This is a genomic window from Paenibacillus periandrae (assembly GCF_022458865.1).
GTDB classification, from domain to species: domain Bacteria; phylum Bacillota; class Bacilli; order Paenibacillales; family NBRC-103111; genus Paenibacillus_S; species Paenibacillus_S periandrae.
In genome coordinates, this window is the sequence record NZ_JAJNMU010000015.1 from 229,031 (window position 1) to 242,136 (window position 13,106).

A 13,106-nucleotide genomic window follows, 5' to 3' on the forward strand; every position below is an offset into this window, starting at 1 on the left:
GCGCAAAATTTGGGAGGCTAATTGATGAGAGAAACTTTTATGTTTGATGCGGTGGACAAATACCGTAACCGCCTGCTGCAGCTGGTGGATAAATGTCCAGCAGAGCAGCGTAATGTGGTCCCGACGGGATTTAACAATTCGATCTTATGGCAGATCGGTCATATTCTAACGATAACGGAAGGCCTTGTCTTTGGATTTTCGGGAGAAGCTGTCCACATTCCTGCGGAGTACCGTGCCTTCTTTGGTAGTGGCACGAAGCCTGCCGATTGGACGGAGGAGCCGCCCACGTGGGAAGCGATCATTGAGCAATTGAAGCAGCAGCCAATTCGGATACGTGAAGTTTTTGCAGGAAAATTGCAAGCTCCGGTAAAAGAAAACTTTGCCAAAGCTGACAATGTGGAAGAGATTCTACTGACCAATCTGCTTCATGAGAACAACCATGCAGGAATGATCCAGGCGATGCTCAAGGTGCTGGTGAAAGGGTAAGAGGACTACTAACATTCAAAATCACGAATTTGGCCTTGTCTAATATATTTGACAAGGCTATTGATCTCCTGTCGAACCCGTTTGGTGCCCGTTTCATGCAGCCACCAATTGTCAGCCCGGGTCACTTTATCATCTACGCTGCATATGGTGTATTCGATCCAGTCCGGCATATAGGTTTGCAGCGTGAGCAGGCAGCGTCTCATATGATAATTGGTCGTGACGACAAGCAGTCTTTTGATCTTATGGAGTCCGATCGCCCGATCAAGCACGAATAACGCGGCCAGTACATTTTCCTTCGTATGCTTGGAGCGGGTTTCAATAATAATATCCTTTTCTAATACACCGGCCTGAATGGCGCTGCTTTTCATCGTCTTGGCCTCAGGGGTGTCGAATACGCCACCTGTGAACAGGATTTTATTGGCGCGTCCCTGCTTGTACAGCTCGACGGCTTTGGGAACCCGGTAGGTGACGGCATTGCGGCTTCCGAATACGAAGATACAATCCCCCTGTTTCCCGTCATCGTCCATATTAGCGTAGAGCAGCTTATGTATGTGTTCCTTGGTCAGTTGATCTGTATGGATTTGCGAGACAAGCATGTCAGTTCCTCCTTTTATAAATATAGTAAGCTTCTTTGATATGCCGAGGCTCCATTTTTTTAAGAGATAAGAATGTATATGTTTTCAGCAAAGCTGAACGATTCTTATCTCGCAAGAAAAGCTACATTTAAAACACGGATGTATCTTCATAGAATAGGCTTCGATCAGAAGCTCTTCTTATTACCCAGATTGCTTCTGTTTATCCACTCATACCGTATTTTTGTTGAAAAAAATGTAAAAACCGCTTGGACGTCACTGAATCAAGTGCCGTAACAGCGGTTTTTTGAAGTTTGGTTAATCAAAAACGGAAGAGACGAAATTGTGCTGAAGCACAGAGCCGAGCCAAGCACTACGATTAACAGGGTTAATGATTAGCGTCTTACAGCACTTCGGTACATGAGTATTAGCAAATACGGAGTTCCCAATAGCGCTACAATGATTCCAGATGGAATTTCCTTGGGAGCCAAAACCAATTTGCCAATCATATCGGCTCCGACGAGCAATAAGGCGCCGACCATCGCGGCCAGTATAACAGAGTGACGATGATGTTGACCGGTAAACAAACGTACGGCATGAGGGGCAAGCAATCCGATAAAGCCCACAGTCCCTACACTGGCTACTGCAGCTGCGGCAAGTGCCACTCCGATCGCGGCTGTGATCAGTCGCGTACGTTGCAGCTTAAGGCCAAGACCCAACGATACCTGATCTCCAAATGCGAGTAGATCGACCCTGCGACCCAGCAGCCAGGCGAGCGGCAGCAGGATAACATTGGCAATTGTGAGTCCGATGAGATCCTCCCAGCCTTTGGCATACGTGCTTCCTGCCAACCAGGCAATAGCTCCGGCGGCAGTAACCCCCGATTTAATGACAAGGAATTGGATAACGGCCGAGCCTATGGCGGAGATAGCGATACCGACAAGCACGACAACAACCGGATTCAATCCTTTTTTCCAGGCAAGCACATATACCGCTGCGGCTGCGGCAAAAGCTCCAGCCAACGCAGCGACAGGAAGCCACGCTGCCGAAGCCTGCGGCCAGGCGACCAGCAGCAGCAGTGCGCCGCAGCCTGCACCGGCGGTAACGCCGACAATCGACGAATCGGCCAGCGGATTGCGCAGTGCGCCTTGCATCATCACGCCGGCGACAGCGAGCGCTGCACCGGCCATCGCAGCAACAAGGATACGCGGCAGCCGCAGGTTAAAAACAATATTACGGGCAAGCTCCGTACCCCTACCGCTCCAGATCGACCACACCTCCAAGAAAGACAGCCTCATCGAGCCAGCCATCACACTGACTGTGATCAGCAGGACGAGTGCCACACTGACGGTCAGGACAAGCACACTGTACGGAATCTTTCTATTCAGATTGCCGACACTCATAGACGAAGAGCCTTCTGCCGACCGCTGTACGCGAATACCCCGAATAGCGAGCCAAATGAGCCATGGCCCGCCAAGCAATGCCGTCACCGCACCTGCCGGAAGCTCGCCGAGCGTGCTGTGAAACATGCGGGCTAACGTGTCAGCGCCCACCAGTATGACCGCGCCCCATAGGGCGCTTGCAGGCAGCAGCATACGATGGCGGAGCAGCCCGATCAATCGTACAAGATGTGGGGCCATCAAACCGATAAAGCCAATCGGTCCGACTACGCTGACCGTCACACCTGCCAGCAGAACAGCAAGACCTAAAGCAGCAAACCGGGTAAAGGTGACACTTTGACCGAGTGAAGCCGATGTTTCTTCATTCAGCTCCAGCAGGTCGAGTGGACGGGCAAACCATATAGCACCAGCTATACCAAGCGTGACCCATGGCCAAGCATAACGGACACCGACCCAGTCATTCTGTACAAGTGAGCCGGACCCCCAGACGAACAGGCCAGAGGTTTGGTTCTCATAGATGAGCTGCAGCGCGCTGGTGAACGAGGACAACACGAGGGAAACAATCAGTCCCGCGAGTGCCATCCGTACCGGTGTGCTTCTGCGGCCTCCACCCATCAGATACGCCATAGTAGCCGCGCCGCAAGCGCCAATGAGCGCGAGCAGCAGCGGCATACTGGCTTTTAAGCCCGGAAAAAAAACGGCAGCCAATACGATAATGAAATAGGCGCCTGCATTAAGTCCAAGTGTAGAGGCCGAAGCGAGTGGATTGCGTGTTACAGTTTGCAGCAAAGCTCCGGCCACAGCCAATGCGGCACCTGCAAGCATTCCGATACAGGCCCGGGGCATACGAAGACCGAGTACCAAGTGGTGGGAAGGGATATCCTGCGGATGCAGCAGCGCATCGATGACCGTGTGCATCGTGACGCTGGCTTCACCTTGGGTCAGACTGGCGAACAGGAGCACGATCAGCGCAAGAAAGCCGCCTCCGAATACAAGGACCGGCTTCCAGCCTACCGTGTTTGTCGATGTCAGAGGTGCGGCGATTTCACGGGTTGTCATTTCGCAATGGCCTTGGTCGCAAGCTGGACGAATACTTGAGCAGATAGTGGACCGCCAAATATCCAAGTAGTTCCAGGCAGCATGTAAGAACGGTTTTCTTTTACAAAGTTGAGCCCCTTCCACACGGCGTTGTCCTTCAGCTGCTTCTCGAATACATTATCTTCCGGCTGAACAATGTATAGAAAGTTGGCGTTTTGTACAGAAGGCAGCAGTTCAACCGAGCCAGTCGTAAAACCGAAGCTTTCAAATTTACTTGATTTGAATGCATTTTTCATACCGGCCCGCTGCAAAATTTGTACAGCCATCGAATTGTCAGTGAACAACCGCAGCTGTGCCGCATTCTGGTTGCTGTAGGCTTGGGTTAATACGAACTCGGCACCTTCCTTATTCGCTGCTTTCAGCTTTTCTTTGGAGTCGGCATACGTTTTTTGCAAATCGCCTAATACTTTGTCGGCTTCACTTGTTTTACCGGTGAGGTCGGCGATTGTTTTGAAGGTCGTTTCCATCTCCGTATATTGATCACCCGCACCTTCAGCCGGATACGAGTCAAATACGATCGTGGGAGCGATCTTTTTTAGCTGCTCGTAATTTTGCTTGGCACGGTTGGCAGAGGTAATGATAAGGTCAGGCTTAAGACCGGCAATAGCCTCCAGATTCGATTCTTGTCGTGTTCCGACATCTACGGTTTCGGCGGCCAGCTGTGGCTGAATACTGAAATTCCTTTTATATCCGGCAATGTCGGCCACGCCTGTTGGCTGAACACCAAGTGCCAGCAGATCCTCTGCATAAACCCATTCCAGGGTTACGATACGCTTCGGTGTACCTTTAATTTCTGCAGTACCCATCGCATGCTTGATCGTCTTGGTGGCAGCTGAGGCGGCAGGGGGTTGAGCGGCTGGAGCGGAAGCTGGTTCTCCCGGAGTTTGGGCAGAGCCGCATGCTGAGATCAGGAATAAGAGGGTCAAACTTAATATAGCTGAAACTGACTTGAACATATTTTGCACAATGACAACTCCTTATTGAGAATTAGGAACGTTGTTCAACAACGTACCATAACAATCATGATAATGATTATCAAGATCATTTAAACGATAATGATTATCAGGGGAATTGTCAAGAAAAAAAGCTATTATTTAACCTTTTTTGTTAGGGCATGTCTCAACTTGTCTAGGTAGAAAGGGGTATAAGCGAGTGCTCATCGTGGTGTGTCTGCAGCAGCGCATTTATAGCCGTCTGGAATGACTGGTCCTTCTCTTGTACGTCCGCCATCGACTTGTACAGCTGTTTCTTCGCTGATGCATCGTCGAAGCAGTCGGATGGTAGATAATCGCCTCCTTAGAACGTGTTTTTACAACTCTATTATAACGCTATGATAAGCTAATGGAGAGGTGATCCCATTTGGCAACAATCCTAATTGTTGAGGATGAAATTCCAATCAATGAGTTAATCAGAAGGAGTCTGCAATCGGTTGGACATACTTGTATTTCTGTTTTTGATGGCAGGGAAGCCATTCGAATTCATGATTCTGAAGAACATGACATAGATCTCGTATTGCTGGATGTTATGCTCCCTGAGCTTAACGGGTATGAGGTTTTTCAGCACATACGAGGGACGCCTACGATCTTCCTGACGGCACGAAGCAGCTTATCGGATAAGGTGAAGGGCTTGACCCTTGGCGCGGATGATTATCTGGTCAAGCCATTCGAGATGTTGGAGCTGCTGGCGCGGGTAGATGCGGTATTAAGACGCACCAAGAAGGGAAGCAAGGAGTTTGAAGTAGATGGGGTGAAAATCGATTTTGAGAGCAGGCAAGTATTTCTGAACGGATATCCGGTAGACTGTACACCCAAAGAAATCGATCTGCTTGAGGCGCTGGTCAACAATCGAAATATTGCTTTATCTCGGGACAAGTTGTTGGAGTTGGCTTGGGACTATGATTATGCAGGGGATACAAGGACGGTTGATGTTCATATTCAAAAGCTAAGAAAAAAGCTGGATATGGAAGATAGAATTAAAACGGTCTATAAAATTGGATATCGTCTGGAGGTATAGGGATGAAGTCGCGAACCTTCTTGCTTACGTTTATTTTATTCCTATTATTTTTTTACAGCGGTATTTTATTAGCTTCGGCTGTAACGCTCAAGAATAATTTGGATAGCTCCAAGGAACGCAGCCTTAGAGAACATTATTTTATCGTCTCGTCCTATGCGAAGGATTTGAATGCCCTGGAAAATAGGGGGGCGTCCATGGATGAAGGAATTCGATCCCTTTACCGCTCTTACTTTGACTTTTATAGCAAACAAAAAGTGATTCTCACCCTTTCCAGGGAAGGGCAACAGCTGTATACGGATTCGATGATACAGTCCGATCAATTCCCGGCAGCACCTCTTATTTCGAAGGCAAGCGATCGTCTGGTTTCGACAGAAAAGCTTGCAGAAATGAAATACATCAGAGTAGCAGGTGCTATGCCTGTACCATACGATATTTATGTGCTCGCCTATTATTATGATGTATCAGATATTTACTCTTCATGGAACAAAATGACGTTTATGTTGTTTGCGAGCGGGATGCTATTCTGTGGATTGCTGGCAGTGTGCTTATTACTTGTATTGAATCGCGTGTTCAAGCCGCTTCAGCAAATTTCGTCTGCTTCGAGAAGTATTGCGCAGGGACAGTATGAGGACAGGATTGAGTTGAAAGGTCATGACGAGCTTGCTGAGATGGCGGTAAGCTTCAACCATATGGCAGAAGAAATTCAAAGTCAAATGCGGCAATTGGGTGAAGCCGCGGAACAGAAGCAGCAGTTCATAGATAATTTGGCTCATGAGCTCAGAACGCCTTTAACCGCCATCTACGGATATGCGGAATATATTCAGAAGGTTGCCCGCACAGAAGAGGACAAGCTCGTTGCCACCCACTATATTATGTCTGAGAGCCGCAGGCTTCAGAATATCGCTTATCGTTTGCTGGATATGGCAACCCTGCGCGGAAATAAGATGGAGCTGAGCAACGTTCACATGGGAGACTTGGTTGGTGGAGTTGAGCAAGCTTTGTCCATGAAGGCGGCAGATCAAGACATTCAGATCACCTATGAGTATCATTTCGACACGTTGTTGTGCGATGCGGATCTGATGCATGTACTACTCGTCAATTTAATGGATAATGCCATGAAAGCATGTGGTTCGAATGGAAGCATCAAGCTGGTCGCGGATATGGAGAACGAGCATAAGGTCATCTCTGTTCAAGATAATGGCAGAGGGATGACAGAGGAGCACCTCGTTCATATTACAGAAGCGTTCTATCGGGTAGATTCCTCCCGCAGTCGCTCAGATGGTGGAGCAGGATTAGGCTTGACGCTTTGCAAGCAGATTGCCGTTCATCATGAGGCAGAGCTGAGCTTTGCATCAGTGCAAGGCTTGGGCACAACAGCCAAACTTACTTTTACATCTCCATAACAAGTTCGTGATGGTTTGATAACTTGGCGTTTATATACTTACAACTGTGATCATAACATACTTTAAAACCAGAGGAGATGGAATCAAATGAGCATTGTTAAAGGAAATGAAGTGAAAAAAATCGTCCTTGGATCTGTAGCGGCAATCGCAGCTGTTACATTAGTATTCGGCGGTATTACTCAAATGGTAAGCGCGGCAGAAGTCGGTAAAACGCAAGTGGTCCCTACCAGCTATAGTATACCTTATAAGAGTGCCGTCAACAGCAGCATACCTGCAGATTATGTGAAGAAGAATTACAAGGTAAAGGTTGTCGGCAAGGATCAGCCAACCGCGAATGATTTGCAGGGTAAAGAGGCGGCGGAGCTTGCCAGCCAAAATTGGTGGCAGATCTTCGATGTAGATCTTGACGGACAAACGCTGGAATTGACTTATAATCCAATCAGCACAACACAGCCGCGCGCAATATGGAATGTCCATGCCAAGGTTAACGATACACTGTCGTATGATTTTACACTGGATGCAGTAACAGGAGATCATTATTCGATAGCGAAGCGGATTTACCACAAGACAGACTTTCCGGTAGAAATGGATAAAAATTTACTTAAAGACAATCAGGAATATCAAGCTCTAGCGAAAGCAGAAGCGGAAAAATATCAATTTGTAGCTGGTAAAGTAAACTTTGTCGAGTACATTTCGCAAGGATTCCAGCAAAATGAAGCAGGTGCGAAAAATTCGGATATTACCCTCCAGGTAAAATCGGACAAGGGTGAAGCAGCTCAACTGAACTTCTCCAGATACAACAAGGAATTGCTCTCCGTGGAGTATAATAACTGGCTTCAAGAAACGGAGCGTTATCAAAAGCTGCTAGAACAAGAAAAGAAGACACAAACGACAGATGTGTTCCTTACAGATGAAGTCATTAAGGAAGTTCAAGAGAAGGGGGCACCAATCATGATTAAAAAATAGCAGGAATTCATAATGACAATGCCAAGACGCTCCCGAAAGGGGCGTTTCTTTATTTAACAGGAGACCTCCATGCCGCCTGCCTGTCAAAAGATGTAGACCGATTTCAACGCTTGAAAGAGTCGGAAATATGTTGTTTGAAGGTCAAAAGCTTGGCGGCAGCGAGGTTCCAGGTTCATTGAAATTGGAGCATTTTTAAGCAGATTGGTTATGGCTACATGGATGTTGGAACAGAAAAAAACGTCTAGCCCCGAGTAATAAGAGGTTAGACGTTTTTAGGTTGTTCACCTGCAGGTGGTCAGTCATCCAAAGCATCACTACGCTGGAACAGCATCAGCGGCATTTTGAACACTAGTGCGACGACGATGACAATTCCGATGATCATGCCAATGACGACAATCACACTGCTCAAGGATAACCCGCCAATTCCCGTAATGACGTTGGCAATATTGCAGCCAGGTGCAATCCGTGAGGAAACACCCATCAACAGACCGCCACCAATGGCAAAAGGTAGCCTCGACGCTCTCGGGATACGGAATTTGAAGCTGCCGCTTAGAAGAGATGCGACAAATGAGCCGATAACCAGAAATATAACCAGGGTTTCTTCTGGACCAAGTCCAACCCGAGGGAAATCGGCAAACATCGCATTCAGGTACGTATTGTTAAATACAAAATCATTTCCAAGCAGCTGCGCGAGTGCAACCGCTCCGATTCTCGTTTCAGGCCCGGTAATACTGACATTGGACATCAATGCGAACTGAATGGTAGCTACCACCCCGATCAGGAAAGCAACCAACCGGATATCCCAGTGGGACTGCTTCAAAGGGCTTCCTTCCCAATCCGTCAAGGACGACTTGATGCCGCCAACAAAACCTTTCAGCCCGAAGCGATAAATCGCTATAGCCAGCATAACCGCAACGATAACTACAGGAAGTAAATAATAGGGCAAAGGCCATGAGAACAGCGTATATCCACCTTCTAGTACAGTAAGAGGTTTAAGCGCATCGCGCGCCCAAGGATCATAAATGAGTGCAAATAGCAGATTACCGGCAATGGCAAACAACAGCACGATCCAAAATTGGATATAGCCCATGCCGCAGCGGTACAGCGTTCCGGAGCCGCAGCCGCCGGCAATTGTCATACCGATACCGAACAAAATGCCGCCGAGCAGGTTAGCGCCGCCAAGCGGTACCGTCCAGATGTCGGACACACTTTTGATATCAAGGGTCAGCACGAGTCCCCAGCCAAGTAAAGCTGTTGCAATTAGTACAAGCACGCCATTCAGGATTCGGGTATCTTTGACGCTGATCCAGTCACGAATCGAGGCCACAAAGCAGAAGTCCGCCTTTTGCAGCAGAAACCCGTACAGAAATCCAAAGATAGCAGCCATTAAAAAGACATCCCAAGTATAAGCCATGATGTAAACCGTCCTAACCTTTAATAAATTAAGAAGCAAATCCGCATCAGGATTTGCTCATCGTGCAGCTTAAGCTTTTTTGATAAAAATGTGATAGTTTCCGCCTTTTTTGGCGACACCGAGGAATTCTCCGTATTTATTCATTTTCACGGCTGCTGGAATGGTTTTGGTTGCAATTGAATGATCGGTAATTTCAACGACAATTTCTCCAGACTTGGCTTTTTTCAAGCCAGCCAGCGCCAGATTTAAGGTATGAGGGCATACTTCGCCGATAGCATCGACAATATGATCCGGTTTGATTTCAAGTAGTTGCTGTTCGTTCAAGCTCATTATCCACGCTTCCTTTCCAATTGCTCAGGTTTGAAGTTCTCGATGATATCTTCGGCAGGCCCAAACGCAATATCGTGTCCCTGCTGCTGCCAATTCAGCATGCCGCCCAAGTGGTTATGCACCCGTTCGAAGCCGTTATTGCCAAAAAACTTGGCGACCTCATAGCTGCGGCGACCGCTCCGGCAGACGAAGATATACTCCTTGCTCGGGTCCAAACGATCCATCAGGTCCGCGATCTCACCCATCGGAATTAAGGGAAGTCCATCAATATGACCTGCTTCGTATTCCTCAGGCTCACGAACATCAATGATGATGACAGAGCTGTCTGGATCGGATACAATATCCTGCAGCTCCTGTGAGCTAATGTGGGATACACCTTCAATAATTTGTGCCATGGAGTTGACTCCTTTCTATTTTACAACAGTTGTATCAGCGGCATTGCCCCACTCTGCAAACGCACCTTCATAAGGACGAATATCCGTATATCCGAGCAGACGAAGCGTAAAGTAAGTGTGTGCTCCACGGATATTGGTTTGGCAATAAGGAATAACGGTTTTGCTCTTATCCTTGTCAACACCGGTTTGCTCGAATGCTTTAGTCAAATCCAGATAGTTTTTAAACACAGGCACGCCGTCCTTGGCGTTAGCATCGATAGCATCGCTCCACTCCCGATTGACAGCTTTATCGATATGACCGCCTTTTTGGTTGCCGCGCAGGTCATCGCCGGAGAATTCCTTGGCAGAGCGTACATCAAGCAGCGTGCATTGTTGAATATCCAATGCTTTTAGTTGCTCCTTTGTAGTAATTAGCTTATCATTAGGAGCGGCTGCAAAATTACCCTTGGCAGGTGCAGCAGGGGTGTCGGTTGATACTTCCTTGGAGGCTGCAGCCCAAGCAGCATAACCACCATTTAGTATTTTAACATGATCCTTGTGTCCGTAATACTCCAATGCGTAAAAAACACGTGCAGCATTCAAGGAATTGCCTTCGTCATAAATAAGAACAGTGGTGTCGCTGTTGACACCGACATTTTGAAGCAGCTCAGTAAATTTATCTTTAGCTACAATGGTGTTATTCGCGGCATCTTTCAATAAACCGGAATTCAGCGATAATGCACCAGGAATATGTCCTTGCTCAAAGCCTTTGGCACGAGCGTCTAGTATTTTCACTTTAGCATCCTTCAGATGCTCCTCAGTCCATTTCACATCAGCCAACAGCTGTGCGTTCGGATACGGGTCTGTTGCCTTGATGGAAGCAGAGGCTGCAGCAGCTTCAGGCTTCGCGGCCGCGGTAGTTGCTGGTGTGCTGGCTGCTGGTTTGGCGGCATCTTTACTTCCGCATGCTGCGGATACAATGGCTAAAGCTAATAATGTAATCATAACGACTGGTTTTTTCATTCTTTAATTTCCCCCCATGATGAAATGAATTGTTGATTTTAAAGCTTTTCTTCCTGTATAATATCACTAATTCCGATATAAATACAATGATTTATTTATATATAAATTGCCCAAGTTGTGAGGAGAGCCTGCAATGATACACTCAAAAAAGATGATGATTATCGCGATTGCCATGTCGGTCTTATTAGGCGGCTGCGCGATGGAGACGAAGGAGGAGGCCGCACAGCGCCTGCAAACCAAACCCGCAGCTGGTGGTGAATCGGTGAATATCGAGCAATCCTCTGCCGGCAAATTAACGAGTATCCAATTTTATGTGCCCAGTGAAAAAACCAACAACCTGTCGGTGATTGATGTCGTATCGAGTAAGGTGGTCGGCAAGATTCCGCTTGCAGAAGCTCCGTCTACCGTTATTTTTTCTTCAACTATGCGTGAAGCCTATGCCGCGAATATGAACAGCAGCACAGTTTCCTTCATTAATACACAGACACTGAAAGTGACCAAGGAAGTTCCGGTTGGACCGATGCCGCACGGTATGGTGCTGTCGCCAGACAATAAAATGCTGTATGTGGCAGCTGTTGCCGATCAATTTATTTATTTGGTCGATACGAAGGAAGGCAAGGAGGCCGGAACGATTGATTTGGGGGCAGGTGCCAAAACCAATTATCTCGTGCTCTTCGGCGACAAATTGTATGTGAGCGATCATGAAAACCATAAAGTATATGTAGTCAATGTCAAAACCAAGCAGCTGCAGCAGACGATTCCTACAGGCAAAGTGCCGCGTGCGATCAAGGTCAGCGATGACGGGAAAAAGCTGTACGTTCCGAGCGCAGGCGATAACACGCTGGAGATTTACAATACTGCTGACGGCAAGCAGTTGAGTAAAATTAGCATAGCCCCGGGTGCGACAGATGTTGTTGTTACGGAAGATGGTTTAACCGCTGTTGTAACCAGTATGGAAGGCAATGCGGTCAGCTTTGTGGATTTGGCAAGCGGCAAGGTGATCAAATCGTTAACGGGCTTGTCCGGTGCCAGACATATCTCCTTTAATCGTCAGCAAAGCAAAGCTTATGTGACGCTGAGCGGCTCCGATGAGGTTGTCGTTATCGATACCGTCAAGCAGGAGGTTGTGGAGCATATTAAAGTCGGGGCGCAGCCGCACGGTATTCAGCTCAAAGCGCTGCCAGGTATCGGGGGAAGCTGCTAGTTATGAAGCGTAACTGGATCATTATGGGCGTTATCCTGATTATGGCCGGATTTGCTGTGTTTCAGGCAGTTCAAACTAGGCAGAATAAGGCTGCTGTGCCGGAGGGAGTCGGCCCTCAGCCCGGTCTGGCTGCTCCAGCGCTGGAGCTTCCTGCCTTTGACGGACAGACCTATAAGGTGGGGGGCAAGCGGGATAAGCCCTTGCTGTTGAATTTCTGGGCCTCCTGGTGCACGCCCTGCCGTGATGAGGCTCCCGATTTAGCACGCTTGTATAACCAATATAAGGATCGCTTTGATGTGTACGCAGTGAATGTCACCGTGCAGGATGAGATTGCTAACGCCCGGGATATGGTCAAGGAATTTGATTTTAAATTTCCGGTAATGCTGGATTACCAGGGAAGAAGCATGGATGCCTACCAATATAAGGCGATTCCGACGAACTATCTGATTGACAAGGACGGAACCGTGCTGGAAGTGCTCCATGTCATAGAGCCGAAGTATTTGGAAAAAAGAATTATTGAGCTCAGTAAATAAATGATTGTACAAGTGCCCGCCCCGTAGTGCAACTAACGATCCAGTTGGCTTATTACGGGGCTTGTTGCGTCTGCTTTATGCGGAGCCTATGGTCCACTCGGGATGGGATTCCATTGAAACAAGAGCACATTCATTTCCCAAAAAAAAAGCCCAGCATACATTCAAGGCCACTGAAGAACTTACTGTTTTTTTCTTCGGCGGTAAGATCAAAATGAACGAAGACATCTACCCCGCTTTTTTTGAGGGAGATGTCTTCTTTTTTTGGTCTTTTCGGGGATTTTTCCTTACAT

The 13,106-nt window shown here is 47.7% G+C and carries 13 protein-coding genes; 6 read left to right on the forward strand and 7 right to left on the reverse strand.

All coding sequences use genetic code 11. From position 1 onward, the window contains the following. The first annotated feature begins 24 nt into the window (after positions 1–24). Entirely contained in the window at positions 25–486 is a 462-nt protein-coding gene (locus tag LRL21_RS25195) for a DinB family protein (protein ID WP_240418528.1), read from the forward strand. An 8-nt stretch (positions 487–494) separates the two neighbouring features. Here the strand turns inward: LRL21_RS25195 and LRL21_RS25200 are convergent, their stop codons facing one another. From LRL21_RS25200 to LRL21_RS25210, 3 genes are all read right to left on the reverse strand, one after another. Then, complete coding sequence (locus LRL21_RS25200) at positions 495–1,082, reverse strand: YdcF family protein (RefSeq protein ID WP_240418529.1); 588 nt, start codon at positions 1,080–1,082, stop codon at positions 495–497. A 371-nt stretch (positions 1,083–1,453) separates the two neighbouring features. Beyond that, a complete protein-coding gene (locus LRL21_RS25205; RefSeq protein ID WP_240418530.1) occupies positions 1,454–3,517 on the reverse strand; it encodes an iron ABC transporter permease in 2,064 nt (687 codons plus the stop codon). After that, a complete protein-coding gene (locus tag LRL21_RS25210) occupies positions 3,514–4,512 on the reverse strand; it encodes an ABC transporter substrate-binding protein (RefSeq protein WP_240418552.1) in 999 nt (332 codons plus the stop codon). Before LRL21_RS25210 ends, LRL21_RS25205 begins: the two co-directional genes overlap by 4 nt. A 403-nt stretch (positions 4,513–4,915) precedes the next feature. On the opposite strand from LRL21_RS25210, the gene LRL21_RS25215 reads away from it, so the two are divergent. The 3 genes from LRL21_RS25215 (at position 4,916) to LRL21_RS25225 (ending at position 7,938) form a co-directional block, all read left to right on the forward strand. Further along, positions 4,916–5,569 carry a response regulator transcription factor gene (locus tag LRL21_RS25215; protein ID WP_240418531.1) on the forward strand — a complete coding sequence of 218 codons (654 nt, stop codon included), beginning with the start codon at positions 4,916–4,918 and terminating at the stop codon, positions 5,567–5,569. 2 nt (positions 5,570–5,571) lie between these two features. Next, entirely contained in the window at positions 5,572–6,972 is a 1,401-nt protein-coding gene (locus LRL21_RS25220) for a sensor histidine kinase (protein WP_240418532.1), read from the forward strand. A gap of 87 nt (positions 6,973–7,059) precedes the next feature. Continuing rightward, positions 7,060–7,938, forward strand: a complete 879-nt coding sequence (locus LRL21_RS25225) for a hypothetical protein (protein ID WP_240418533.1) — start codon at positions 7,060–7,062, stop codon at positions 7,936–7,938. Between the two features lie 295 nt (positions 7,939–8,233). Here LRL21_RS25225 and LRL21_RS25230 read toward each other — a convergent pair whose 3' ends face one another. From LRL21_RS25230 to LRL21_RS25245, 4 genes are all read right to left on the reverse strand, one after another. Beyond that, a complete protein-coding gene (locus LRL21_RS25230) occupies positions 8,234–9,352 on the reverse strand; it encodes a YeeE/YedE family protein (protein ID WP_240418534.1) in 1,119 nt (372 codons plus the stop codon). Positions 9,353–9,421: 69 nt separating this feature from the next. Continuing rightward, complete coding sequence (locus LRL21_RS25235) at positions 9,422–9,676, reverse strand: sulfurtransferase TusA family protein (protein WP_240418535.1); 255 nt, start codon at positions 9,674–9,676, stop codon at positions 9,422–9,424. A 5-nt stretch (positions 9,677–9,681) separates the two neighbouring features. Further along, positions 9,682–10,077 (reverse strand): rhodanese-like domain-containing protein, encoded by a 396-nt coding sequence (locus LRL21_RS25240; RefSeq protein ID WP_240418536.1) that lies wholly within the window; start codon positions 10,075–10,077, stop codon positions 9,682–9,684. 15 nt (positions 10,078–10,092) lie between these two features. Then, the gene (locus LRL21_RS25245) at positions 10,093–11,079 is read right to left on the reverse strand and encodes a sulfurtransferase (protein WP_240418537.1); all 987 of its coding nucleotides are present in this window, start codon (positions 11,077–11,079) and stop codon (positions 10,093–10,095) included. 133 nt (positions 11,080–11,212) lie between these two features. Here LRL21_RS25245 and LRL21_RS25250 point away from each other — a divergent pair, with 133 nt between their 5' ends. After that, positions 11,213–12,283: a YVTN family beta-propeller repeat protein gene (locus LRL21_RS25250; RefSeq protein WP_240418538.1), complete on the forward strand. Its 1,071-nt coding sequence runs from the start codon at positions 11,213–11,215 to the stop codon at positions 12,281–12,283. 2 nt (positions 12,284–12,285) lie between these two features. Then, on the forward strand, positions 12,286–12,816 hold the full coding sequence (locus tag LRL21_RS25255) for a TlpA family protein disulfide reductase (RefSeq protein WP_240418539.1): 531 nt from the start codon (positions 12,286–12,288) through the stop codon (positions 12,814–12,816). Positions 12,817–13,106: the final 290 nt, after the last annotated feature.